22 protein-coding genes and 1 tRNA gene are annotated in these 24,146 nt (G+C 73.6%); 11 read left to right on the top strand and 12 right to left on the bottom strand.

Going from position 1 to position 24,146, the window contains the following annotated elements; all coding sequences use genetic code 11:
• The first annotated feature begins 66 nt into the window (after positions 1 to 66).
• The 5 genes from OG899_RS21770 to OG899_RS21750 all read left to right on the top strand — a co-directional run bounded on the left by OG899_RS21770 (position 67) and on the right by OG899_RS21750 (position 6,784).
• Positions 67 to 831, top strand: a complete 765-nt coding sequence (locus OG899_RS21770) for an IclR family transcriptional regulator (protein WP_125499198.1) — start codon at positions 67 to 69, stop codon at positions 829 to 831.
• 496 nt (positions 832 to 1,327) lie between these two features.
• Positions 1,328 to 2,122 (top strand): MIP/aquaporin family protein, encoded by a 795-nt coding sequence (locus OG899_RS21765; RefSeq protein ID WP_125500618.1) that lies wholly within the window; start codon positions 1,328 to 1,330, stop codon positions 2,120 to 2,122.
• 109 nt (positions 2,123 to 2,231) lie between these two features.
• Positions 2,232 to 3,767: a glycerol kinase GlpK gene (glpK, locus tag OG899_RS21760; protein WP_168130789.1), complete on the top strand. Its 1,536-nt coding sequence runs from the start codon at positions 2,232 to 2,234 to the stop codon at positions 3,765 to 3,767.
• Between the two features lie 9 nt (positions 3,768 to 3,776).
• A complete protein-coding gene (locus OG899_RS21755; protein ID WP_125500619.1) occupies positions 3,777 to 5,393 on the top strand; it encodes a glycerol-3-phosphate dehydrogenase/oxidase in 1,617 nt (538 codons plus the stop codon).
• Between the two features lie 332 nt (positions 5,394 to 5,725).
• Positions 5,726 to 6,784 carry a PAC2 family protein gene (locus OG899_RS21750; protein WP_125500620.1) on the top strand — a complete coding sequence of 353 codons (1,059 nt, stop codon included), beginning with the start codon at positions 5,726 to 5,728 and terminating at the stop codon, positions 6,782 to 6,784.
• Between the two features lie 80 nt (positions 6,785 to 6,864).
• Here OG899_RS21750 and mshC read toward each other — a convergent pair whose 3' ends face one another.
• From mshC to OG899_RS21730, 4 genes are all read right to left on the bottom strand, one after another.
• Positions 6,865 to 8,094: a cysteine--1-D-myo-inosityl 2-amino-2-deoxy-alpha-D-glucopyranoside ligase gene (mshC, locus tag OG899_RS21745; protein WP_125500621.1), complete on the bottom strand. Its 1,230-nt coding sequence runs from the start codon at positions 8,092 to 8,094 to the stop codon at positions 6,865 to 6,867.
• Positions 8,095 to 8,285: 191 nt separating this feature from the next.
• Positions 8,286 to 9,101 (bottom strand): SCO1664 family protein, encoded by an 816-nt coding sequence (locus OG899_RS21740; RefSeq protein WP_229813807.1) that lies wholly within the window; start codon positions 9,099 to 9,101, stop codon positions 8,286 to 8,288.
• Complete coding sequence (locus OG899_RS21735) at positions 9,098 to 9,688, bottom strand: DUF3090 domain-containing protein (protein WP_125500623.1); 591 nt, start codon at positions 9,686 to 9,688, stop codon at positions 9,098 to 9,100. The genes OG899_RS21740 and OG899_RS21735 overlap by 4 nt, the downstream gene beginning before the upstream one ends.
• Positions 9,689 to 9,798: 110 nt before the next feature.
• Positions 9,799 to 10,485 (bottom strand): histidine phosphatase family protein, encoded by a 687-nt coding sequence (locus OG899_RS21730; RefSeq protein ID WP_125500624.1) that lies wholly within the window; start codon positions 10,483 to 10,485, stop codon positions 9,799 to 9,801.
• Positions 10,486 to 10,546: 61 nt separating this feature from the next.
• Here OG899_RS21730 and OG899_RS21725 point away from each other — a divergent pair, with 61 nt between their 5' ends.
• Positions 10,547 to 11,548 (top strand): magnesium and cobalt transport protein CorA, encoded by a 1,002-nt coding sequence (locus tag OG899_RS21725; protein WP_125500625.1) that lies wholly within the window; start codon positions 10,547 to 10,549, stop codon positions 11,546 to 11,548.
• Positions 11,549 to 11,683: 135 nt separating this feature from the next.
• Here the strand turns inward: OG899_RS21725 and OG899_RS21720 are convergent, their stop codons facing one another.
• Together OG899_RS21720 and OG899_RS21715 are read right to left on the bottom strand one after the other, a co-directional pair.
• The gene (locus OG899_RS21720; RefSeq protein ID WP_406311121.1) at positions 11,684 to 12,469 is read right to left on the bottom strand and encodes a ferritin-like domain-containing protein; all 786 of its coding nucleotides are present in this window, start codon (positions 12,467 to 12,469) and stop codon (positions 11,684 to 11,686) included.
• Positions 12,470 to 12,739: 270 nt separating this feature from the next.
• On the bottom strand, positions 12,740 to 13,795 hold the full coding sequence (locus OG899_RS21715) for an LLM class F420-dependent oxidoreductase (RefSeq protein ID WP_125500251.1): 1,056 nt from the start codon (positions 13,793 to 13,795) through the stop codon (positions 12,740 to 12,742).
• A 194-nt stretch (positions 13,796 to 13,989) separates the two neighbouring features.
• On the opposite strand from OG899_RS21715, the gene OG899_RS21710 reads away from it, so the two are divergent.
• Both OG899_RS21710 and OG899_RS21705 read left to right on the top strand, forming a co-directional pair.
• Positions 13,990 to 14,973 carry an aldo/keto reductase gene (locus OG899_RS21710; RefSeq protein WP_125500252.1) on the top strand — a complete coding sequence of 328 codons (984 nt, stop codon included), beginning with the start codon at positions 13,990 to 13,992 and terminating at the stop codon, positions 14,971 to 14,973.
• Positions 14,970 to 17,570, top strand: coding sequence for a helix-hairpin-helix domain-containing protein (locus tag OG899_RS21705; RefSeq protein ID WP_168130750.1), 2,601 nt, complete (start codon positions 14,970 to 14,972; stop codon positions 17,568 to 17,570). Before OG899_RS21710 ends, OG899_RS21705 begins: the two co-directional genes overlap by 4 nt.
• An 85-nt stretch (positions 17,571 to 17,655) precedes the next feature.
• On the opposite strand, the gene OG899_RS21700 is transcribed toward OG899_RS21705, so the two are convergent.
• Complete coding sequence (locus OG899_RS21700) at positions 17,656 to 18,393, bottom strand: hypothetical protein (RefSeq protein ID WP_251504547.1); 738 nt, start codon at positions 18,391 to 18,393, stop codon at positions 17,656 to 17,658.
• 47 nt (positions 18,394 to 18,440) lie between these two features.
• On the opposite strand from OG899_RS21700, the gene OG899_RS21695 reads away from it, so the two are divergent.
• Positions 18,441 to 18,629, top strand: a complete 189-nt coding sequence (locus OG899_RS21695; RefSeq protein ID WP_125500254.1) for a DUF5703 family protein — start codon at positions 18,441 to 18,443, stop codon at positions 18,627 to 18,629.
• 132 nt (positions 18,630 to 18,761) lie between these two features.
• Here the strand turns inward: OG899_RS21695 and OG899_RS21690 are convergent, their stop codons facing one another.
• The 3 genes from OG899_RS21690 to OG899_RS21680 form a co-directional block, all read right to left on the bottom strand.
• Entirely contained in the window at positions 18,762 to 19,529 is a 768-nt protein-coding gene (locus tag OG899_RS21690; protein WP_125500255.1) for a chaplin, read from the bottom strand.
• 186 nt (positions 19,530 to 19,715) lie between these two features.
• Positions 19,716 to 19,949: a chaplin ChpH gene (chpH, locus tag OG899_RS21685; RefSeq protein ID WP_125500256.1), complete on the bottom strand. Its 234-nt coding sequence runs from the start codon at positions 19,947 to 19,949 to the stop codon at positions 19,716 to 19,718.
• A 197-nt stretch (positions 19,950 to 20,146) separates the two neighbouring features.
• On the bottom strand, positions 20,147 to 21,472 hold the full coding sequence (locus tag OG899_RS21680) for a M20/M25/M40 family metallo-hydrolase (RefSeq protein WP_168130751.1): 1,326 nt from the start codon (positions 21,470 to 21,472) through the stop codon (positions 20,147 to 20,149).
• 252 nt (positions 21,473 to 21,724) lie between these two features.
• Here OG899_RS21680 and OG899_RS21675 point away from each other — a divergent pair.
• Positions 21,725 to 21,808, top strand: a tRNA-Leu gene (locus tag OG899_RS21675).
• 111 nt (positions 21,809 to 21,919) lie between these two features.
• On the opposite strand, the gene OG899_RS21670 is transcribed toward OG899_RS21675, so the two are convergent.
• Positions 21,920 to 23,215, bottom strand: a complete 1,296-nt coding sequence (locus tag OG899_RS21670; protein WP_125500258.1) for a phosphoribosyltransferase family protein — start codon at positions 23,213 to 23,215, stop codon at positions 21,920 to 21,922.
• A 26-nt stretch (positions 23,216 to 23,241) separates the two neighbouring features.
• Complete coding sequence (locus OG899_RS21665) at positions 23,242 to 23,553, bottom strand: dsRBD fold-containing protein (RefSeq protein WP_168130753.1); 312 nt, start codon at positions 23,551 to 23,553, stop codon at positions 23,242 to 23,244.
• 181 nt (positions 23,554 to 23,734) lie between these two features.
• Here OG899_RS21665 and OG899_RS21660 point away from each other — a divergent pair, with 181 nt between their 5' ends.
• Positions 23,735 to 24,112, top strand: a complete 378-nt coding sequence (locus tag OG899_RS21660; RefSeq protein WP_125500260.1) for a YchJ family protein — start codon at positions 23,735 to 23,737, stop codon at positions 24,110 to 24,112.
• Positions 24,113 to 24,146: the final 34 nt, after the last annotated feature.

The raw sequence follows: 24,146 nt of genomic DNA, 5'->3' as shown, positions 1-24,146 counted from the left end.
AGGCTCGGTGGAGATCGGCCCACCCGCCGCTCGGTGACGGTCGAAGGGGACGGAGGCAGGACGGCGATGGCACGGAACATCCAGTCGCTCGAGAGAGCGGCCGCGATGCTGCGCCTGCTCGCGGGTGGCGAGCGGCGGCTCGGTCTGTCGGACATCGCCTCCTCGCTGGGCCTGGCGAAGGGCACCGCCCACGGCATACTCCGCACCCTGCAGCAGGAGGGCTTCGTCGAGCAGGACGACGCCTCCGGCCGCTACCAGCTGGGCGCGGAGCTGCTGCGGCTGGGCACCACCTATCTCGACGTCCACGAGCTGCGGGCGCGCGCCCTGGTGTGGACGGACGACCTGGCCCGCTCCAGCGGGGAGAGCGTCTACGTGGGGGTGCTGCACCAGCAGGGGGTGCTGATCGTGCACCACGTCTTCCGGCCGGACGACAGCCGGCAGGTGCTGGAGATCGGCGCGATGCAGCCGCTGCACTCCACGGCGCTGGGCAAGGTGCTGTCGGCGTACGACCCGGTCGCGCACAGCGAGGCCGTGGACAGCGAGCGCAAGGCGTTCACCGACCGCACGGTGTGCGCCCTGGAGGACTTCGAGCAGATCCTGGAGCTGACCCGGTCCCGCGGCTATGCGGCCGACGTGGAGGAGACGTGGGAGGGAGTGGCGTCCATCGCCGCACCCATCCACGACCGGCGGCGGATGCCGGTCGGCGCGGTCGGCATCACCGGCGCCGTGGAGCGGGTGTGCCGGGAGGGCGAGCTGCGCCCGGAGCTGATCGCGGCGGTGCGGGACTGCGCCCGCGCGGTCTCCCGGGACCTGGGCGCCGGGCGGTTCTAGCCGGGCACGTCCGGGGGGCGTGCGTCTCACCCTGGGGCCGGTGCGTCACACGACGCGCCGGCTCCTCGTCGCGCCGGGCCCCGGGGCAGACCCGCCCACCGTGCGTCGGAGCACGTCGCGCGCGCCGTACCGGCTGGCCCCCGCCTGCACCGCGCCTTCGCCCCGACCCGGGCACGCGCCTCCCCTCCCCCTTGCACGCTCCGTCGTCACTCCCTCCCCCCTGCGCGCCCTGTCGCCACCCCCTCGCCCATCGCGCCCCACGCACCCCACCAGGACGATCAGTAACGATCGTGCATTGGGCAACAGAACCCTTGACGGCCGCGTGACGGTCGCGTGAGACTCCCGTCCATCGGTCGGCATTGTCGAACACCTTGCGGCAATACGCGCTAGAGTGTGACAAGGCCAAGGGACCGGCAACGCTCTCACACCGAGGGCGCCAACCCCCGGGGCGACCCGGGGATCGGCTACCCCTGGACGAAGGACAAAGGAGTCGCGGGTGTCCAGCTCCGACATCTTCATCGGCGAGACCGTAGGGACCGCCATACTCATCCTGCTCGGCGGAGGCGTCTGCGCCGCCGTCACCCTGAAGGCCTCGAAGGCCCGCAACGCCGGCTGGCTCACCATCGCCTTCGGGTGGGGTTTCGCCGTGATGACGGCCGCGTACATCTCCGGGCCGCTCTCCGGGGCGCACCTCAACCCGGCTGTGACGCTCGCGTTCGCCATCAAGGACGGCAACTGGACCGATGTCCCGATCTACCTCGCCGGTCAGCTCCTCGGCGCGATGATCGGTGCGGTGCTCGTGTGGGCCGCCTACTACGGACAGTTCCAGGCGCACCTGACCGACAAGGAGATCGTCGGCGGTCCCGGGGCGCAGGCCACCTCCGCCAAGGCGGTCGAGGCCCGGGACAAGGGCGCCGGCCCGGTCCTCGGGGTCTTCTCCACCGCTCCGGAGATCCGCCACACGGTGCAGAACCTCGCCACGGAGATCATCGGCACCTTCGTGCTGATCCTCGCCGTCCTCACCCAGGGTCTGAACGACGAAGGCAACGGTCTGGGCGTCGTCGGCGCCCTGATCACCGCGTTCGTGGTCGTCTCCATCGGTCTCTCGCTCGGCGGCCCGACGGGTTACGCGATCAACCCGGTCCGTGACCTCGGCCCGCGGATCGTGCACGCTCTGCTTCCGCTGCCCAACAAGGGCGGCTCCGACTGGAGCTACGCCTGGATCCCGGTGGTCGGCCCGCTGGTCGGCAGTGCGATCGCCGCCGGCGTGTACAACGCCGCGTTCGCCTGACGACCGGCGCGCCGACGCCCCGGGCGGCGAGCGCGCACCGCATCCGCAACCCACCGACCACGGACTTCACAGGACCGAGGAGCACACAGTGACCGACGCCCCCACCACCATCGCCTCCCGCGGCCACGGACCTTTCATCGCCGCCATCGACCAGGGCACCACCTCCTCGCGGTGCATCGTCTTCGACCGGGACGGCCGGATCGTCTCCGTCGACCAGAAGGAGCACGAGCAGATCTTCCCCCGGCCCGGCTGGGTCGAGCACGACGCCGCCGAGATCTGGACCAACGTCCAGGAGGTGGTCGCCGGAGCGATCGCGAAGGCCGGCATCACCCGCGACGACATCAAGGCCATCGGCATCACCAACCAGCGCGAGACCACCGTGCTGTGGGACAAGAACACCGGTGAGCCCGTCCACAACGCCATCGTGTGGCAGGACACCCGCACCGACGCCCTGTGCAAGGAGCTGGGCCGCAACGTCGGGCAGGACCGTTTCCGCCGCGAGACCGGCCTGCCGCTGGCCTCCTACTTCGCCGGACCCAAGGCCCGCTGGCTGCTCGACAACGTCGAGGCCCTGCGCGAGCGCGCCGAACGCGGCGACATCCTCTTCGGCACCATGGACACCTGGGTCATCTGGAACCTGACCGGCGGGGTGGACGGCGGCCGGCACGTCACCGACGTCACCAACGCCTCCCGCACGATGCTCATGAACCTGCACAGGATGGAGTGGGACGAGCGCATCTGCCAGTCGATCGGCGTGCCGCGCCAGATGCTGCCGGAGATCCGTTCCTCCGCCGAGGTGTACGGCGAGATCAAGGGCGGCCGGCTCGGCGAGCTGCTCGGCGGCGTCCCGGTCGCCTCCGCGCTCGGCGACCAGCAGGCGGCCCTGTTCGGCCAGACCTGCTTCAGCGAGGGCGAGACCAAGTCGACGTACGGCACCGGCACCTTCATGGTGATGAACACCGGTGACAAGATCATCAACTCCTACAGCGGCCTGCTGACCACCGTCGGCTACCAGATCGGCGACAACAAGCCGGTCTACGCTCTGGAGGGCTCGATCGCCGTCACCGGCTCGCTGGTGCAGTGGATGCGCGACCAGATGGGCCTGATCTCCACCGCCGCCGAGATCGAGACGCTCGCGCTGTCCGTCGAGGACAACGGCGGCGCGTACTTCGTACCGGCCTTCTCCGGCCTGTTCGCCCCGTACTGGCGCTCCGACGCCCGCGGGGTGATCGCCGGCCTGACCCGGTACGTCACCAAGGCGCACCTCGCGCGCGCCGTCCTGGAGGCCACCGCCTGGCAGACCCGTGAGATCGCGGACGCCATGACCAAGGACTCCGGCGTCGAGCTGAAGTCGCTGAAGGTCGACGGCGGCATGACCTCCAACAACCTGCTGATGCAGACGCTCGCGGACTTCCTGGACGCTCCGGTGGTGCGCCCGATGGTCGCCGAGACCACCTGCCTCGGCGCCGCCTACGCCGCCGGTCTCGCCGTCGGCTTCTGGAGCAGCACCGACGACCTGCGCCAGAACTGGCGCCGCGCCGCCGAGTGGACCCCCCGCATGGACGCGGCAACCCGCGACCGTGAGTACAAGAACTGGCTCAAGGCCGTCGAACGGACCATGGGCTGGCTCGAGGACGAGGAGTAAGAAACCGTAATGACCAGTCAGTCCACCCTGCAGTCCGTGCCTGCCCTCGGGACGCACCCGGCGTCCGGCTCGAACCCGAGCCGCGCCGAGACCCGGGAGCAGCTCTCCAAGGCGACGTACGACCTCCTGGTGATCGGCGGCGGCATCCTGGGCATCTCCACCGCCTGGCACGCCGCGCAGTCCGGCCTCAGGGTGGCCCTGGTCGACGCCGGCGACTTCGCCGGCGCCACCTCCTCCGCCTCCTCCAAGCTGCTCCACGGCGGACTGCGCTACCTGCAGACCGGTGCGGTGAAGCTGGTGGCGGAGAACCACTTCGAGCGCCGTGCGGTCTCCCGCCAAGTGGCCCCCCACCTGGCCAACCCGCTCACCTTCTACCTGCCGGTCTACAAGGGCGGGCCGCACGGCGCGGCGAAGCTCGGAGCGGGCGTGTTCGCCTACTCGGCGCTGTCCGCCTTCGGCGACGGCGTGGGCCACCTGCTCTCCCCGGCCAGGGCGCAGCGGGACGTGCCCGAGCTGCGCACCGAGAACCTCAAGGCCGTGGCCGTCTACGGCGACGACCAGATGAACGACGCCCGCATGGCGCTGATGACGGTCCGTGCGGCCGTCGAGGCCGGTGCGGTCGTGCTCAACCACGCGGAGGTCACCGGGCTGCGTTTCACCCGCGGCCGGGTGACCGGCGCGGAGGTGCGCGACCGGCTGAGCGGCGAGGAGTTCGGCGTGAACGCCCGCCTGGTGCTCAACGCCACCGGCCCGTGGGTGGACCACCTGCGGAAGATGGAGGACCCGGGCGCGGCGCCGTCCATCCGGCTGTCCAAGGGCGCGCACCTGGTGCTCAAGCGGACCTCGCCGTGGAAGGCGGCGCTGGCCACCCCGATCGACAAGTACCGCATCACCTTCGCCCTCCCCTGGGAGGACATGCTGCTGCTCGGCACCACGGACGAGGAGTACACCGGCGACCCGGCCGAGGTCGCCGTCACCGAGAAGGACATCGCGCAGATACTCGACGAGGCGTCCTTCTCCGTCCGCGACCAGCAGCTGCGCCGCGAGCTGATCACCTACTCGTTCGCGGGGCTGCGGGTGCTGCCGGGCGGTCCCGGTGACACGGCCAAGGCCAAGCGGGAGACCGTGGTCACCGAGGGCAAGGGCGGCATGCTGTCCGTGGCGGGCGGCAAGTGGACCACCTTCCGGCACATCGGCCGGACGGTGATGAAGAAGCTGGAGTCCCTGCCCGGCCGGCCGCTCGGCGAGGACTTCGAGCCGGTCTCCGCGCTGCCGAAGAAGCTGCCGCTGCCCGGCATCGCCAATCCGCGCGCGGTCGCCCACCGGCTGCTGGTGGACGGTCCGGCGCCCGGTCCGCGGATGGCCGCCGACACCGCCCGGCACCTGGCCACCCACTACGGCTCGCTGGCCTTCGACATCGCCCGTCTGGCCAACGAGCACCCGGAGCTGAGTGAGCGGATCCACCCCGAGGCCCCGGAGATCTGGGCGCAGGTGGTGTGGGCCCGCGACCACGAGTGGGCCCAGACGGTGGACGACGTGCTGCGCCGCCGCACGACGCTGACGATCCGCGGTCTGGACACCGACGAGGTCCGCGGCAAGGTGCAGGACCTGCTCGACCGGAAGTGAGAGGTGTGCCGCCCGCCGTCCTCGGCGGGCGGATCGAGCACGGGGCGGCGCCCGGTACGCGGGGAGCCGCCCCGCCGCCGTCGTACCCGGGGGCATCCCGCTGCCGGCCGGGGGCGTCCTGCCGCCGCCGTCCGCGGGGAGCGCCCCCGCGCCGCCGGCCGGGACCGTCCCGCCCGGTGTGCGCACCGCGCCCCGGCGGCGGCCGCGGGTGTCCGGGCGGCGTGGACGGGGCAGTGATGCGTTCACTCCCCCGGGCAAGGGGGTGCGGGCGCCCCCGCGACACGCCGTAAGGTTGGTGGGTCAGGCGAGGGCACGTCGGAAGGAGGCACTGGGTGATCGAGCTCGAGGGGGTTCCCGAGCTGATCGACCCGGTCATGGTGGCCGCGTTCGAGGGCTGGAACGATGCCGGCGACGCCGCCTCCACCGCGGTCGCGCACCTGGAGCGGGAATGGAAGGGCGAGGTGTTCGCGGCGCTGGACGCCGAGGACTACTACGACTTCCAGGTCAACCGCCCCACGGTGTTCATGGACGGCGGTGTGCGCAAGATCACGTGGCCGACGACACGGCTGTCGGTGGTGCGGGTCGGCGGCGACAAGCCGCGGGACCTGGTGCTGGTTCGCGGCATCGAACCGTCGATGCGCTGGCGCTCGTTCTGCAACGAGCTGCTGGGCTTCGCGCACGAGCTGGGCGTGGAGCTGGTGGTCATCCTGGGCGCGCTGCTCGGGGACACCCCGCACACCCGGCCCGTGCCGATCAGCGGGACCACGTCCAACGCGGATCTGGCCCGGCGGATGGATCTGGAGGAGACCAAGTACGAGGGGCCGACGGGCATCGTCGGGGTGCTGCAGGAGGCCTGCACGCACGCCGGTGTCCCGGCGGTGTCCCTGTGGGCGGCCGTCCCGCACTACGTGTCGCAGCCGCCCAACCCGAAGGCCACCCTGGCCCTGCTCAACCGTCTCGAGGACCTGCTGGACCTGCGCATCCCGCTCGGCGAGCTGCCGGAGGACGCACGCGCCTGGCAGCTGGGCGTGGACCAGCTGGCCGCGGAGGACAGCGAGGTCGCCGAGTACGTGCAGACCCTGGAGCAGGCGCGGGACACCGCGGAGCTTCCGGAGGCCTCGGGCGAGGCGATCGCCCGCGAGTTCGAGCGGTATCTGCGGCGCCGTGACAGCGCCGGTCCGGCGGCCTCCGGCGGGCATGCCACGGCGGACGGCGGCGAGAGCGGCTCGTTCCTGCGGGACACCCCGGGTGAGCGCACCCGGCCGCCCCGAGCACCGAAGCCGGAGACGACGGACACCGGCCGCACCGCCGACGCGGGCGGCGGGGACTCTCCCGGCACCTCGGACACCCCGGACACCCCGGACGACTCCTCCGGCGCCTCGGAGGACTGAGCGGGCCCGTACGACGCCGAAGGGGCGGTGCGCTCGGCGCACCGCCCCTTCGTCCTGCGTCCGTCAGGCGTCCCGGACGGTCACAGCGCCACGCCGAGCAGCGCGTCCACGGCGCGGGAGACCAGGCCGGGGGCGCCGGTGTCCGTGCCGCCCTGCTCCTCCTGGAGCGCCACCCACCGGTCCACCGCGGCGAGCGCCGTCGGGGTGTCGAGGTCGTCGGCGAGGGCCTCGCGGATCTGTTCGATCAGGGCGTCCGCGGCGGGCCCGTCCGGCCGGGAGACGGCCGCCCGCCAGCGGCCCAGCCGGGCGACGGCCTCCTGCAGGCCCTGGTCGGTCCACTCCCAGTCGGAACGGTAGTGGTGGGCGTGCAGGGCGAGCCGGATGGCGGCGGGGTCCACGCCGTCGCGCCGCAGCTGGGAGACGAACACGAGGTTGCCCTTGGACTTGGACATCTTCTCGCCGTCCAGCGCGACCATGCCGGCGTGCACGTACGCCTTGGCCATGGGGAACTCGCCGGTGAGCACCTGGGCGTGCGAGGCGCCCATCTCGTGGTGCGGGAAGGCCAGGTCGGATCCGCCGCCCTGGACGTCGAAGCCCATGCCGAGGTGGTCCAGGGCGATGGCCACGCACTCGATGTGCCAGCCGGGACGGCCGCGGCCCAGCGAGCCGCCGTCCCAGCTGGGCTCGCCGTCGCGGGCGGCCAGCCACAGCAGCGGGTCGAGGGGGTTCTTCTTGCCGGGACGGTCGGGGTCGCCGCCACGCTCGGCGGACAGCAGCCGCATCGCGGCGGCGTCGAGGTGGGAGACCTGCCCGAAGTGGGGGTCGGACTCGACGGAGAAGTAGATGTCCCCCTCGAGCTCGTAGGCCGCGCCGAGGTCACGCAGGCGTTCCACCAGCGGGACGATCCCGGGTATCGCCTCGACGGCGCCTATGTAGTGCTTCGGGGGCAGCATGCGCAGGGCGGTCATGTCCTCGCGGAACAGGGCCGTCTCCTGCTCGGCGAGCTTCACCCAGTCCACGCCGTCGCGCTGCGCTCGCTCCAGCAGCGGATCGTCCACGTCGGTGACGTTCTGGACGTAGTGCACCTGCCGCTTGGTGTCGAGCCATACGCGCTGCACGAGGTCGAACGCGTTGTAGGTCGCCGCGTGACCCATGTGGGTCGCGTCGTACGGGGTGATGCCGCAGACGTAGATACGGGCGACGGGTCCCGGGGTGAGGGTGACTCGCCCCCCGGACGCGGTGTCGTGAATCCTCAGGTCGCGGCCCTGACCTGGCAGGGCGGGGACCTCGGAAGCGGGCCAGGCATGCATGTCATGAGCGTAACCGGGGGTCGGTTCCGTCCACGAACCGGACCTGTCCGAATGACCGGGAAGGCACTCTTGCCGAACGTCCGCGGATGTGCTCCGCCCCTGCCGGTCTCGGGCGTTTCGCGTATCTCGCGGGGGAACGTGCGGGTTCCGCCCGCAGGCCCCGCGCCGGGACCGAGGATCGCGCGGGCCCGCTACACCGGAGGCCAGGGGATCGCGGGCCAGGTGCCCGACGGCTCGGGGTGGACGCCCCCGGTGAGCAGGGCGGCGACCCGGGCGCGGGTGGCGTCCAGCTCGGCCGGGGTGATCAGCGGCGCCAGCCGGCGGGTGAGGGGGCCGCTGTCGCCCAGGTCGTCCTGGAGCCTCTTGAGCATCTCCAGCGCCTCGGCCGGCAGGGGTTCACCCGCCCAGCCCCACAGCAGGGTGCGCAGCTTGTCGTCGGTGTGGAAGGTCACACCGTGGTCGATGCCGTACAGCCGGCCGTCCCGGGTGGGCAGCAGGTGGCCGCCCTTGCGGTCGGCGTTGTTGATCACCGCGTCGAGGACGGCGAGCCGGCGCAGCCGGTCGTCGTCGGCGTGCACGAGCAGCGCGGTGCGGCCCTCGCCGACCTCGGCGAACCCGATCGCCTTCCAGCCCTCGCCGGGCTCCTCGGCGTCGACGAGCGCGAGCAGCTCCGCCTCGGGCGACGCCTCGATCCACAGCTGGACCATGCCCTCGCCGTAGGGGCCGTCGCGCAGCACGGTCGGCGGGACCAGGCCCCAGCCGGTGGCCTCGGACACCTCGTAGGCCGCGACCTCGCGGGCGGCCAGGGTGCCGTCGGGGAAGTCCCACAGCGGTCGTTCCCCGGCGACCGGCTTGTACACGCAGGGCGCCTCCTGGCCGTCGAGGGCCACCGTGCACAGCAGAGCGGCGTTGGACGCCTCACGGATGCGGCCGCGGACGGTCAGCTCGCCGTGCGCGAGCAGCTCGGTCGCGGGCAGCGCCGCCTCGCCGGACGCCTCGGGCGTCATGCTCCGCGGCGGTATCCGTTCTGGCGCGGACATACGTGTCCTTCCGGGTCGAGCGGGAGGCTGCACAGCGGGCACGGCGGCCGCCCGGCGTTGACGACGTCGAGAGCGCGTTTGGCGAAGGCCCTGGCCTGGGCGCCGGTGAGCCGGACCCGCAGCATCGGGGGGCCGTTCTCCTCGTCCTGGAGCAGCCGCTCCTCGGCCTCGGCGAGATCCTCGTCGGAGTCGGCGTCGAGTTCCACCAGGGCCTGTGCTTCGACGATCATGCGCTCGTTCTCGCCGTCCCAGGCGAGCGCCATGGTGCCGACGCGGAACTCCTCCTCGATGGGCGTGTTCAGCGGAGCGGTGTCGGCGATGTCGGCGGGGGCCACCGCGGGCACGGAGGCGCTGCCGCCGCTGCGCCGCAGCACCTCGTCGAGCAGCTCGTCCATGCGCTGGGCCAGCGCGGCCACCTGGGTCTTCTCCAGGGCCACACTGGTCACCCGGTTGCCGGCGGTGGCCTGGAGGAAGAACGTCCGGCGCCCGGGCAGTCCGACCGTGCCGGCCACGAAGCGGTCCGGGGAGTCGTAGAAGAACACCTGACGGGACACGTTCCTGTCTCCTGCAAGTCGGTCGGAAGCGATCGGGAGGTTCTCGGGGGCTGGGGTCGTCGCCGCGGGCCGTCGGCCGGTGGCGACGCTTCACCCTACTGCGCCCGCGATCACGGTGCTCCCGCTCCGCCCCCCACGGGTGCGTCCTGGTCCGCGGGTTCCTCGCGCGGGACCAGCGAGGCGAAGTCGCCGGTGTCGCCCAGCCGGACCAGGAAGGGCCGCATCCGCGTGTAGCGGATCGCGGTCACCGAGCAGGGTTCCACGGCGATGCGCTGGAACAGGTCCAGGTGCAGGCCGAGCGCGTCCGCCACGAGGGACTTGATGACGTCACCGTGGGAGCACATCAGATAGACGGCGTCGGGGCCGTGGTCGCGCTCCACGCGCGCGTTCCATTCCCGCACCGCCTCGGCCGCCCGGGTCTGCATGGCGCGCAGGGACTCGCCGCCGGGGAACGCCGCGGCCGAGGGGTGCGCCTGCACCACCTCCATCAGCGGCTCGTCCTTCAGCTCGGCGAGCTTGCGGCCGGTCCAGTCGCCGTAGTGGCATTCGCCGATCCGCTCGTCGGTGTGGACGGTCAGACCGGGGCGGGCGTCGAGGAGAGGCTGTACGGTCTCCCGGCAGCGTTGCAGCGGACTGGTGACGACCTCGGCGATCGGCAGGCCGTCGAGCCGGGCGGGCAGCGCGGCGGCCTGGGCGGCGCCGCGTTCGTCCAGACCGACGCCGGGGGACCAGCCCGCGAGCACGCCCGCGGTGTTGGCGGTGGACCGTCCGTGCCTGACGAGGAGCAGCATGGGCATGCGGCCAGGGTAGGCGTACACGCGGCGTGTGCGTCGGCCGGGCGAAGGGAGAACACGCTCCGTGATCGTCGACTGCGGCATCTATCGCGACGGGCGCCGCCTGGAGGGCCCGGAGGACTTCTCCGCCGCCCTGACCGAGGCGCGGGCGGCCGGCGGCTTCGTCTGGGTGGGCCTGCACGAGCCGAGCGCACGGGAGTTCGAGCTGGTCAGCCGGGAGTTCGCGCTGCACGCCCTGGCCGTGGAGGACGCGCTGAAGGCGCACCAGCGGCCGAAGATGGAGGTCTACGACGACTCGCTGTTCGTGGTGCTGAAGTCCGTGGTGCACCACCCGCGCCGCGACGCCGTCGCCACCGGCGAGATCATGGTCTTTCTCGGGGACGCGTTCGTGGTCACCGTCCGCCATGGTGAGGACGCCGGGCTGGCCGCGGTGCGCAGTCGGCTGGAGCGGGAGCCCGCCCTGCTCGGCAAGGGCCCGACGGCGGTGCTGTACGCGATCGCCGACACGGTCGTCGACCACTATCTGGACGTGGCCACCGAGCTGCAGACGGACCTGGAGGAGCTGGAGGCGGAGGTCTTCTCCCCCGACCGGGCGGGCTCGCGGCACATCGCCTCGCGGATCTACGCGTTCAAGCGGCAGATCACGGAGTTCCGGCGGGCCACGGTGCCGCTGGGGCCGCCGATGGCCCGTCTGGGCGGCACGGGCCCGTCCGCCTTCGCCACGGCCGTGCCCTTCGTCGACGACACGGCCCGGCCCTTCTTCCGGGACGTCAGCGACCACCTCACCCGGGTGAACGAGTCGGTGGAGAGCCTGGACCGGCTGGTGTCGGACGTGCTGTCGGCGCATCTGGCGCAGACCAGCGTGCAGCAGAACGACGACATGCGGAAGATCTCCGCGTGGGCGGCCATGGCCGCCGTGCCCACGCTGATCGCCGGCATCTACGGGATGAACTTCCACCACATGCCCGAACTGCACTGGCTGTGGGGCTACCCGACGGTGATCGTGCTGATGGTGCTGCTGGAGGTGCTGCTGTACCGCCTGTTCCGGCACCGCGACTGGTTGTAGGGCACGGGGTGGGACAGCGGGTGGGCGGGGTGGGGCGGCCGCCGTGCCCCGGGCCGGGGAACCGCTGTCGGTCTCCGGGCCGGGAACCGGCCGCGCGGGCCACTGTCGGTCTCCGGGCCGGGAACCGGCCCGTCCTCAGGCGTACTCGGGGGCGGTGGCGGGGCCGCCGAGCGCGTCGAGCCGCTCGGGCATCCGCAGGGTGACCATGCGCCGCCAGCCGGCCAGCCGTTCCCAGGCGTACACGGCGTGGATGCCGGCCGCGAGCAGGGCGGCACGGCTCCGCGACCAGCCGAGGATGCGGCCCGTGCGGGCCATGACGGCGAGGCTGACGTCGCGGTGCACGCGGATCTCGGCGAGTGCGCAGGTGCGCAGCGTGCGCCGGATGGTGTCGCCGTGCCCCGCGGCGGCCAGGCGCAGCAGTTCCTCGTGGCAGTAGGCGAGGTGGCCGTCCTCGTCGCGGGCGATCTGCCGCACCGCCCGGCCCAGCTCCGGGTGGTCGCCGAAGTGGCGGACCAGCAGGGCCATCTGCTCGGCGGCGCGCTGTTCGGTGACCCGGCTGTGGGCCAGGTAGACGATGATGTCCTGCTCGGTCAGCGGCCGGTCGGACCTGAGGCGTTCGTGGGCGAGGCCGATGCCCTGCCGTTCCAGGAGCATCGTGTAGTCGGTGTCCGGGGGCACCTCGCAGGGTTCCAGGCCGCGTCGGCGCAGCAGGGCGCGGAAGATGCGGCCGTGCTTGTCCTCGTCGGCGCCGTGGCGGGCGATGCGGGGAGCGAGGCCGCGCAGGCTCTCGGGCACCAGGGCGGCGATCCGCCCGTTCTCCCAGCCGCCCTGCGCCTCGCCGCCGGCCGCGATGGAGCAGAACAGGCGGTAGGACTCGTCGTGGTCGAGGATCTCCTGGAACAGGCTGCGGGGTGAGAGCATCGGGCGCCTCCCTGCCGGACCGTCACGGGGGACGAGTCAATTGCGGGCGCGGGGGCACCGCAACGATCCGTGCGGCGGGCTGCGCCGAACGGAGCAGCGCAGGCGCACCGCGGGGGCGGCGGCCGCCCCGCGCGGCTGCGCGGAGCGTGACCGGGCGGCTCGGCGGGCGTTGTTCTCCGTGACGGCCGTGGCGGGGAAGACCCCGAGCCCCCACCACGGCCGCGGAAAGGCTCCCCGGTGCGGTCCGGGAGGCGTCGGCCGCGCGCTTCGTCAGGCCAGTCCCGCGCGCTCCACGGCCTCCACACCGGCGCGCAGCGCGGCGATCCGCTCGTCCAGGGTGAGACCGGCGGGCGACAGGGTGAGCGTGGTGACGCCGGCCTCGGCGTAGGCCTTCATCCGGTCGGCGATCCGGTCGACGGAGCCGAGCAGCGTGGTCTGGTCGATGAGGTCCTCCGGGACGGCGGCCGCGGCCCCCTGCTTGTCGCCGGCGAGGTACTTGTCCTGGATCTCCGCGGCGGCCTGCTCGTAGCCCATGCGGCAGGCGAGCTGGTTGTAGAAGTTCTGCTTGCGGCTGCCCATGCCGCCGACGTACAGCGCGGTGTACGGGCGGAAGGTGTCGGCGAGACGGCCCAGGTCCTTGTCGTCGCCGAGCGCGAGCGGCACGGTCGGGCAGACGTCGAAGCCGTCCAGGGTCAGCCCGGCCTTCTCGCGGCCCGCCCGCAGGTGGCGGATCGCGGTCTCCTCCAGGTGGGCGGCGGAGGGGAAGATCAGCAGCGCGCCGTCGGCGATCTCGCCGGTCTGCTGCAGGTTCTTCGGGCCGATCGCGGCGATGTACAGCGGGATGTGCTCGCGCTGCGGGTGCACCGTCAGCTTCAGCGGCTTGCCCGGACCGTCGGGCAGCGGCAGCGTCCAGTGCGCGCCGTCGTAGGTCAGCCGCTCGCGGGTCATGGCCTTGCGGATGATCTCGACGTACTCGCGGGTGCGGGCCAGCGGCTTGTCGAACTTCACGCCGTACCAGCCCTCGGAGACCTGCGGGCCGGAGACGCCCAGGCCGAGGCGGAACCGGCCGCCGGACAGGGAGTCCAGGGTCGCGGCGGTCATGGCGGTCATCGCGGGCTGCCGGGCGGGGATCTGGAAGATGGCCGAGCCGACGTCGATGCGCTCGGTCTTCGCCGCGACGAAGGCGAGCACGGTGGCCGCGTCGGAGCCGTAGGCCTCCGCCGCCCAGCACACGGAGTAGCCGAGCCGGTCGGCCTCCTGAGCCACGGCCAGATTGTCCGCGTCCATCCCGGCGCCCCAGTAGCCGAGGTTGATCCCGAGCCGCATCCGCATCCCCTTACCGATGAGTAACGTGCTTCGAGCGCAGACCCTAGCGCGGGGCCGTCGGCCGCGGCAGCTCCCTCGGGGTGTGACGGCCGCCTCGCGGGCCGGGACGGGCAGGTCGCGCGGCGTGCCGGGGCCCGGTGCGTTGCGCCCGGGGTCACCCACGTGGCGGGCCATGGCCAGTAATCTCGGCACTCATGGAGCAGAGGCAACTCGGCCGTACCGGCCTGCGCGTGTCCAGGATCGGCCTCGGCACTCTCACCTGGGGGCGGGACGTCGACGAGCACGCCGCCGCGGAGATGCTGAAGGCGTTCTGGGAGGCGGGCGGCACCCTCGTCGACACGGCCGACGTGTACGGCGACGGAGAGGCGGAGTATCTGCTCGGGCGGCTCATGGAGAACCTGGTGCCGCGCCGTGAGCTGATCATCTCGACGAAGGCGGGCAGCGTCCCGGACCCGGACCGCCGCTTCGACTGCTCCCGCGGCCACCTGCTGTCGGCGCTGGACGCCTCCCTGGCCCGGCTGGGCACGGACTACGTCGACGTGTGGCACGTCCACGCCTACGACCCGTACACCCCGCTGGAGGAGACCCTTCAGGCCCTGGACGTGGCCATCGGCAGCGGCCGGGTGCGGTACGCGGGGGTGTCGAACTTCTGCGGCTGGCAGCTCGCCAAGGCGGCGACCTGGCAGCTCGCGGCGCCGGGCGCGCGGACCCGGCTGGCGAGCACCCAGATGGAGTACTCGCTGCTGCAGCGCGGTGTGGAGCGTGAGGTGCTGCCGGCCGCGATCGACCTCGGCATCGGCATGCTGCCGTCCTCCCCGCTCGGGCGCGGCGTGCTGACCGGCAAGTACCGCAACGGGACGCCGCCGGACTCGCGGGGCGCCTCGGAGCATCTGGCGCCGTTCGTGGAGCCGTACCTGGACGAGACCGCGGGCCGCATCGTGGACGCGGTGACGACGGCGGCGGACGGGCTGGCGGTGACCCCGCTCCAGGTCGCCCTGGCCTGGGTGCGGGACCGGCCCGGCGTGACCGCCCCGATCGTCGGCGCGCGCACGGCGCAGCAGCTCACGGCGGCATTGTCAGTGGAGGCCCTTAGTCTTCCGGAGGAGATCTGCCGGGCGCTCGACGACGTGTCGGCGCCCGTGCACCGCTATCCCGATCACGACTGGAGCACGCTGTGAGCACGGAGCCGGAGACCACGGAGAACACCGAGCCGGGCGGCCGGGACACCGTGGAGCCCGGCACGGCGGACGCGTCCCCGGCCGAGGAGGCCGCCGGGGCGGAGGACGGCACCGCCGACGCCGGCGCGGCCCCGGCCCCGGACGCGTCGGAGAGCGGGGCATCCTCCGGGGACGGCCCGTCCGGCGAGGGTGCGGGCGGCGGGCCGACGGACAGCGACACGACGGGCAGCCACACGACGGGCAGCGACACGACGCACGGCGGGACGGCCCCGGATGCGGACACCGGCGCCCGGGACACCGCCGACGCGGACAGCAGCGCGCAGGACGACTCGGCCGGGGACGGCGCGGACACGAACAGCTCGGCCGAGGACGGCGCGGCCACGGGCCCCGTCGCGCAGGACACCGCGGGCACGGACGAGAACCGCGGGCACGGCGCAGACGGCGCCGCGATGGACCGAGACAGCGAAGACGACGCGAACGGCGCGGCCGCGTCCGAGATGTCGGAGGCGGAGGCCGAGCTGGCCGCGCAGCGGCTCGAGCGGGAGCGCATCGAGCGGCGCAAGGCGCAGAAGAAGGGGCCGATCGCAAGCGGGGGCAAGCTCACCGGCCGGGCGGCCGAGCTGCTCGCGGCGGTCCGCGCGGTGGAGAGCGGGGAAACGGCCCCGGCCTCCGTCTTCGCGCCGCCGCAGCCCGAGCCGGCACGGCGCCCGCCCGCCCCGGAGCCGGTCCGGCGGCCGGGTCCGGTGACCGCCGGGCGGACCGGCGCTCCCCCGGCCCCCGACCCGCAGACCGTGCAGGAGCTGCGGCGGGTGCTCGCCGAGGGCGGCGCCCCGGAGGCGCTCGCGGTGCCGGCCGCCACGGTGCTCGGCGCGGGCGCCGGGGAACGGCTGCGGGAGGACCCCTGGCAGCTGCTGCGGGTCAGCGGGGTGCGGCCGGAGCAGGCCGACGGCTTCGCCCGGATGCTGCTCGGCGACGCCTGCGGTCCCGGCGACGCACGGCGCGGCCGGGCCTTCACCGTGTGGCTGCTGCGGCAGGCGGCCCTGGCCGGGCACACCTGTCTGGAGGTGCCCGCCCTCGTCGAGGCGCTGGGCCGGCGCGGGGTGCCGGACCCGGAGGCCGCACTGCACGCGGCCGTGGCGGAGGGCGAGGCCCTGGTGTTCCAGGACGCCCTGGACGAGCCGGGCGCGGCACCTGCCCCTGTCCGCGGCCGGGAGGACGGCGCGGTGGGCGAGGAGGCGGACGACACCCGTCCGGTCCGGGTCCTGGTCGGCCTGGAGCGGTTCGCGCTCGCCGAGGAGAGCCTGGCCGACGGCCTGGTCCGGCTGGTGCACTCGCCGCCGCGGCCCGTCGCCGCCGAGGACTGGGAGCGGGCCGCACGGTCCGCCGGAGGGTCGGCCGCCGAGCTGATCCGGGCGGTCGCGGGCCACGGCCTGGTGCTGCACACGGGCGGGGAGGCGTCCCGCGTCGACCCGGCGCGGCTGCTGTGCGCGGCCCGTGCTCTCGGGCTGCGCGCCTGGGCCGTCACCCACGGCCCGCTCGGCCGGGAGGCGTTCGCGCGGCTGCTGCGGCAGGAGGAGGCGCAGCGGACGGACCGGTCCCTCGGCGGGGGAGCGTCGGCGGCTCCGGCCGGGGACGACGCGGCTCCCGTCGCCACGGTGGCCGGGCTGCTGTCGGGTGCCGAGGGGCCGGGGCGGGACGCCGACGGCAGCGTCGAGGCCGACCTGCTGGTCGTCCTGGACGCCCCGCAGCTGGACGTGGAGACCGCGGCCCTGCTCGTGGAGTCGCTGCCGGACGGGGCCCGGCTGGTGCTGGCCGGGGACCCCGGGGTGCTGTGGTCCGTGGGTCCCGGGCGGGTGTTCGCGGACCTGCTGGCGGCCCGGGTGTGCCCGCAGGTGGCCTCCCGGGTGCCGGATCCGGGGCCGCTGGGCGAGCTGGTCTCCGGTGTGGGCGTCGGCGAGCTGAACGAGGTGGCGGCGCCCGGCAAGGAGGTCGTGATCGTGCCGGTGCGGGACGCCGGGGAGGCCGTGCACCGCACCGTCCAGCTCGTCACGGACTCGGTGCCGCGGGCGATCGGCGTCCCGGCCGAGCACACCGTGGTGATCACCCCGGGCCACGGTGGCGCGGCGGGCACCCGTGCCCTGAACGCCGCTCTCAAGGAACGTCTCAATCCGGGGCCGGGCCGCTTCGGCGGCTTCGACCCGGGCGACCGGATCGCCTACTCCCCCGTCCCGGGCCGTACGCTGCCCGGCCATGTGGTGAGGGCCGACGCCGACGGACTGCATCTGTCCTGCGCCGGCACCGCCGTGGTGGTGCCCCGGGACCAGGTGGAGTCCCGGGTCCGGCACGGCTGGGCGCTGACCGCGCACCAGGCCGTGGGCGGCCGGTGGCCCGCGGTGGTCGTGGTCCTGCCCGGCGACGCGACGCAGGCGCTCAGCCGTCCGTGGGTGTACACGGCGTTCGGCCGGGCCGTCCGACATCTCTCCGTGGTGCACGGCGCCGGGCAGGCGCTGCCCCGGGCCGTGGCCGAGGTGCCGGCGAAGCCGCGCACGACCCGGCTGCCCGTGCTGCTGCGCCAGCAGCAACAGCAGGCGGCCTGACCGGGCGCGCCGCTCCCGCGCCCGGTCGGGCCGCACGGGGCACCCGGCGTACTCGGGCGTGGCCGCCCGGGCACGCCGGGTGTTCTCAGGTCCGGTCCAACGGCTCCAGGTCGTCCTCGTCCTCGTCGTCGTCCTCGAATCCGTCGTCCTCCGCGTCCTCCGCGTCGTCGAAGTCGTCGTCCTCGTCGTCGAACTCTTCGTCGTCGTCGAACTCGTCGTCGTCGAAGACCGCGCTGACGTCGAAGCGGCAGACCACCTGCTCGGGATCGACGTGGTCGAAGGGTGTCTCCAGCCATTCGCCGGGGTCGGGCGCCTCGTCCGCGGCCGTGACCCACAGCGTCGAGTCGCCCTCCTCCAGGCCGAACTCCCGGTGCCGGGAGGCGATCTCGTCCGGCTCGTACTCGCCGAACAGGATGCCGAGCGCCCCGTGCAGCGAGCCGGTGGCGCCCTCGCCGATACCGGTGCCTGTCGTGACCTCCGCGGCCTGAACCCGCTGGGCCTGGGACAGCAGCCGTTGCGGTTCGGCGACGGTGTAGTCGCGGCGGATCAGCACGCTGATCGCATGGGGCTCCTCCGGGCCGGTGTACGGCGGCAGTGTGTCGTCACCGGGGATCTCGAAGGGTGTGACCTCGTCGTAGCGGTCGTAGAGCAGCTCGTCGTACGCCTCGGCGGCGGCTGCCAGCTGGTTGAACGCCTCGTGGACGGCCGGGTCGTCCTCCCCCGACCTGCGTTCGACCGCGGCGAGATGGCGGTCGAGCGCGGCCTTGACCGCCTCGGCGGCGGCCCGTACCTCGGCAGCGGTGGGCTGCGCAGCATCAGACATACTGCAGACGCTATCCGTACCGGGCCTCAGCCCGCACAATGGATGCGATGCCGGAATACGAATTTGTCGACGTGTACGTACCGCGCGGGGTCTCCCGCAAGGAGGCGACACGTCTGCTGACGGACCACGCCGAGTACGGACACTGGGAGTTGTACCGCCTGAGCCTGCTGCGCGACGGCAGCCGCCGGGTGCGGCTGCGGCGGCGGATCATCCGCCAGGTGCGCGCCACCTGGTGAACTCGCCGCGTCGGTGGTGAGCAGGGACGACCGACGACGAGCCCGTGACATGTCGAACGAGCGGGCCCCGCTGCCGCGGGGTCCGCTCGTCGGTGTGCCCGGCCGCCGTCGGGGCCGGCCGGGCGGTGCCCGTCAGGCCGACGCCCGGGCCTTGCGGTAGAGGACGGCGCCGGCGAGGAGCGCGCCCGCCCCGGCCGGCAGCACCACGCCGAGCGGCAGCTCGCTTCCGGTCTCGGCGAGCTGGGCCGTGTGCGGCGTGGTGACGGTCTGCGGAGCCGGGTGGTGCACGGAGTCACCGGGCGTGTCGGTCCCCGGGTTGTCCGGCGTGGTGGGCGTGCCCGGGTTGTCCGGCGTCTCCGGAGTGCCGGGGTTGCCCGGGTGACCGGGGCGGTCCGGAGGGTTGCCGTGGTCGCCGGGCGGCGTGGTGCGGCCGCCGGAGCCGCCGTCGTTCGCGCACCTGTCGCCCAGGGCGGCGTTGCCGATGCCGATCACGTCGACGCTGTTGCCGCAGACGTTCACCGGCACGTCGACCGGGACCTGGACGTGGTTGCCGGAGCCGACGCCCGGTGAGCCCTCGCTGTGGCCTCCGGCGTGGGAGCCGCCGTCCGTCCCCCCGTGGCCGCGGCCGTGACCGCCCTGGTGCGCGGACGAGTCCTTGTCGTCGTTGGCGCAGGCGTTGCCCACGACCGGGTTGAGCACACCGACGACGTCCACGGTGTTGCCGCAGACGTTGACCGGCACGTGTACGGGCACCTGCACCGAGTTGCCGGACAGCACGCCCGGCGAGTGGGACGCGGCGCCGGTCGCGCCCGCGTCGGCATGGGCGGCACCGCTCGCGGCGGCGATCACGCCGGTCGCCGCCGCCACGGTCATCAGGCCCTTGCGGGTGACCTGTCGCATGTATGGAATCCCTGTCTTCGACCTTCTGGAACCTTCCGGAACGCGCGGTCGCGGACGGCGTGCGCGCCGTCGCGACCGCGCGGAATGACCGGCCGACCCCGGAACGCGTGGCGCGCGCTCCGGGGCCGACGGCTTCGGACCCCCCACGGAGCCGTTGGAGTCAGACCCGCTGGGCGGGGCGCGGCGTCACTTGTTGACGCAGACGTTGCCGAAGGCAGGGTTCAGCAGCCCGATGACGGAGATCGTGTTGCCGCAGACGTTCACCGGCACGTGCACGGGCACCTGGATGACGTTGCCGGACACGACACCCGGGGACTGCACGGCAGCACCCTGGGCACCGGAGTCGGCAGCAGCCAGGCCCGCACCCGCGAGAACCAGTCCACCGGTGGCAACCGCGGTCGCGACGACCTTCTTGAGCATTCTTCCTCCTAGTTGGCAGGTGCGATCACGTTGAGCCGATCGCATGAGATGCAACGAGGAGGAGGTGATCGGGATACGAGCTGATGGTCAGCTTCACTCCCGCTCGTGCACTCCCGCACACCCGGCCGAATTCCGCGGGTGCGTGGGGACCGGAATGTGCGGAAGTGCCGGGTGCGGAACGGGACTTCGGTTCCGGTTCAGGCGGCGTCGATGAACCGGTCGAGCACCCGGACACCGAACGTCAGGCCGTCCACCGGCACCCGCTCGTCCACGCCGTGGAACATGCCCGCGAAGTCCAGCTCCGGCGGCAGCTTCAGCGGCGCGAAGCCGAAGCTGCGGATGCCGAGATCGTCGAAGGACTTGGCGTCGGTGCCGCCGGAGAGCATGTAGGGGACGGCCTTCGCGGCCGGGTCCTCGGCCACGAGCGCCGCCTGCATGGCCTCCACCAGCGGCCCGTCGAAGGTGGTCTCGACGGCCTTGTCGGCGTGCACGTCCTCCCGCTTGACCCGGGGCCCGAGGATACGGTCCAGGTCGGCGAGGAACTCCTCCTCGTGACCGGGCAGGAAGCGCCCGTCGACGTGGGCGGTGGCCTCGCCCGGGATCACGTTGACCTTGTAACCGGCGCCCAGCTGGGTCGGGTTGGCGGTGTTGCTCAGCGTCGCGCCGATCAGCTTGGCGATGCCGCCGAGCTTGGCGAGGGTGCCCTCCATGTTCTCCGGGTCCAGCTCGGTGCCCAGCGCGTCGCCGAGTTCGTCCAGGAAGGCCCGCGTGGTCTTGGTCACCCGCACCGGGAACGTGTGCCGGCCCAGGCGCGCCACGGCGTCCGACAGCTCGGTGATCGCGTTGTCCCGGTGGATCATCGAGCCGTGCCCGGCCGTGCCGGCCACGGTCAGCTTCATCCAGTGCATGCCCTTCTCGGCCGTCTGGATCAGGTAGAGCCGCCGCTGTTCGCTGACGGTGAAGGAGAAGCCGCCGACCTCGCTGATGGCCTCCGTGACGCCCTCGAACAGCTCGGGGTGGTGGTCGACGAGGTACCGGGCGCCGTAGGTGCCACCGGCCTCCTCGTCGGCGAGGAACGCCAGCACGATGTCCCGCGGGGGCTTGCGACCGCTGCGCATCCGGTCGCGCACCACCGCCAGCGTCATCGCGTCCATGTCCTTCATGTCGACAGCGCCGCGACCCCAGACGCACCCGTCGGCGACCTCGCCGGAGAAGGGGTGGTGGGTCCAGTCGTCGGCGTTGGCCGGGACGACGTCGGTGTGGCCGTGGATGAGCAGCGCGGGCCGGGACGGGTCCTCGCCCTCGATGCGCGCCACCGTGGAGGCCCGGCCGGGGTGCGATTCGAAGATCTTCGGCTCCAGCCCCACCTCGGCCAGCTTCTCGGCGACGTACTCGGCGGCCTTGCGCTCGCCCGGTCCCGAGTGGTCGCCGTAGTTGCTGGTGTCGATCCGGATCAGCTCGCGGCAGAGGTCCACGACCTCGTCCTCGCCGGTGACGCTCCTGGCCGTGTCCGTCTCGCTCACGCTGGTTCCTCCCGGTGTGTGTGCTCGTGGTCCACCTCGGGTACCGGTGGTCCCCCCTCATCCTCCACCGCATTCCGGCCCTGGCAGAAGACGACCCCCGCCACCGGCCCGGGACAGCCCCCTGCTTGTCACACGCCGTTCACACCGGGCGGCGCCGAGGGCACCGCGGGACGGCGGGTGATCGAGCACCCCCGGAAGCCTGGTAAAGTTTTCTTCGTCGCCGCGAGCGAGAAGCCGAGCGGCACACACCCTGTCCGGGTGGCGGAATGGCAGACGCGCTAGCTTGAGGTGCTAGTGCCCGTATAGGGCGTGGGGGTTCAAGTCCCCCCTCGGACACCGCACGAAAGCGGCGCCGACCGGTCGACGGTCGGCGCCGCTTTCGCATGCCTCGCGTGGTTCCTGTGTCTCCTGTGTTCGCCCGCTTTCGCTCGTTCCGCGCCGGTGCGCTCACACGGGCGCGGCCGCCATGTGGTCGGTGAACCAGTCGCGGGCCAGCCCGGTCACCTGCTCCAGGGCGCCGGGCTCCTCGAACAGATGGGTCGCGCCCGGGACGATCTCCAGCCGGTTCTCGCAGGTCAGCCGGGCCTGGGCCTGGCGGTTGAGGTCCAGCACCGTCCGGTCCGCGCCGCCGACGATCAGCAAAGTGGGCGCACGGACGTCCGCCAGCCGCTCCCCGGCGAGGTCGGGCCGCCCGCCGCGGGAGACCACGGCCGCGAGGGCGGCGTCCGGTTCCGCGGCGGCCCACAGGGCGGCGGCCGCGCCGGTGCTGGCGCCGAAAGCGCCGACGGCCAGGTGTCCGGTCCGCGGGTCGCCGCGCAGCCAGGTGATCGCCCCGGTGAGCCGTGCGGCCAGCAGCGGGGTGTCGAAGACGTTGGCCCGGTCGTCCGCCTCCTCCTCGGTGAGCAGGTCGAACAGCAGGGTGCCGAGGCCGGCCCGGTGGAGTCCACGGGCGACGAACCGGTTGCGCGGGCTGTGCCGGCTGCTGCCGCTGCCGTGCGCGAACACCACGATGCCCCGGGCACCGGCGGGCACGGTCAGCCGGCCGCCGAGCCGCACGGCCCCGGCCGTGACCCGCACCTCCTCGTCCACCTCGGCCGCCGGTCCGGCGGCGGGCCGGTGCTGCCGCAGCAGGGCCACCACGTCCTCGTCCCGCAGCTGGCCGAAGTCGTCGTAGAACTGGCCGACCGCGAAGAAGTGGCCCGGGGTGGCCAGGGCGATCAGCTCGTCGGCGGCCCCCGCGAGCCGTGCCGTCCAGTCCCGCGGCGCCACGGGCACCGCCAGCACCGTCCGCGCCGCTCCCCTGGCGCGCACCGCGTGGCAGGCGGCGCGCGCCGTGGAGCCGGTGGCCACGCCGTCGTCGACGACCACCGCGGTCCGTCCGGCGACGGGGACGGGCGGGCGCCCGCCCCGGTAGCGTTCGGCCCGCCGGGCCAGCTCGCGCCGCTCCCGCTCCTCCACCCGGGCCAGTTCCTCGGGGCTGACGCGCACCTCGCGCAGGACGCGTTCGTCGAGCACCCGCGCGCCGTCCTCGGCGACGGCTCCCATGGCCAGCTCGGGCTGGCCGGGCACGCCCAGTTTCCGGACCAGGCACAGATCCAGCGGCGCGTTCAGGGCCGCGGCGACGCCCGCGGCGACCGGCACGCCCCCGCGGGGCAGTCCGAGCACCACGACGTCCTGGCCGGCCAGGCCGGCGAGCCGGGCCCCGAGGCGCCGGCCGGCTTCGTGACGATCGGAGAAGAGCACGGCGGGCTCCTTCGTCGCCTCGCGGTTCACTCCCGGGCCGACCACAGCGGGGCGGGCGGGGTCGCCTCCGGCGCTCCGACCGCCTCGATGTCGCCCGCGGCGGCGCGCAGCAGCTCTCGGCCCAGGGCGACCAGGGCGCGTCCGGCGGCGAGTTCGTCGCCGATCTCGGGCACCGCGGGGTCGTAGGGGTTGCGCCGCGCCTCGGCGCAGGTCTCCAGGACGTTGTCGCCGGTGTCGAGGACGATCCGGGCGGTGGTCTCCGGGTCGTGCTCGGACAGGTACAGGTTCAGCCGCCATTCCTTCACGGACGCCGGCCGGCTGTCGACGGGTCGCGTCATCGCCGCTCTCCCCTCGGCCTGCGTGGGGACACTGCCACCTCTCCACTGTGCCTCGCACCGCTGCGGGCCGCGCGGGCGACGAAGGTACGGGGCGAGGAGGCCGGGCTGCGGTCCGACGGCGACGGCGGTCGGCCGCGCCCGGGTGCGGGCGAGGTGGGCGGGCGCAGGCAGAATGAGGGGCATGACTCCCCGTTCCTGCCCGTGCGGGCTGCCCGAGCCGTACCAGGACTGCTGCGGCCGCTTCCACCGCGGCGACGCCGCCGCGCCGACCGCCGAGGCGCTGATGCGGTCGCGGTACAGCGCCTTCGTGCGTCAGGACGCGGAGTATCTGCGGCGCACCTGGCATCCGCGGACCCGGCCCGCCCGGCTGGACCTGGACCCGCGGATGCGGTGGACGGGCCTGGAGATCCTCGACGCCACCGGCGGGTCGGCCTTCCACACCACCGGGACGGTGACCTTCCGGGCGTCCTACCGGGGCGGAGTGCTGCACGAGCGCAGCCGCTTCGAGCGGGTGGACGGGGCGTGGGTGTACGTGGACGGCGACTTCCTGCCCGAGTAGGGCTTCGTTCCTGCTCGAACGCCCGAGCAGGGCT

Source organism: Streptomyces thermoviolaceus, assembly GCF_045209695.1.
GTDB lineage: Bacteria > Actinomycetota > Actinomycetes > Streptomycetales > Streptomycetaceae > Streptomyces > Streptomyces thermoviolaceus.
The sequence above is the reverse complement of the archived record's forward strand: the minus strand, read 5'-3'. Positions and strand labels throughout refer to the sequence as shown.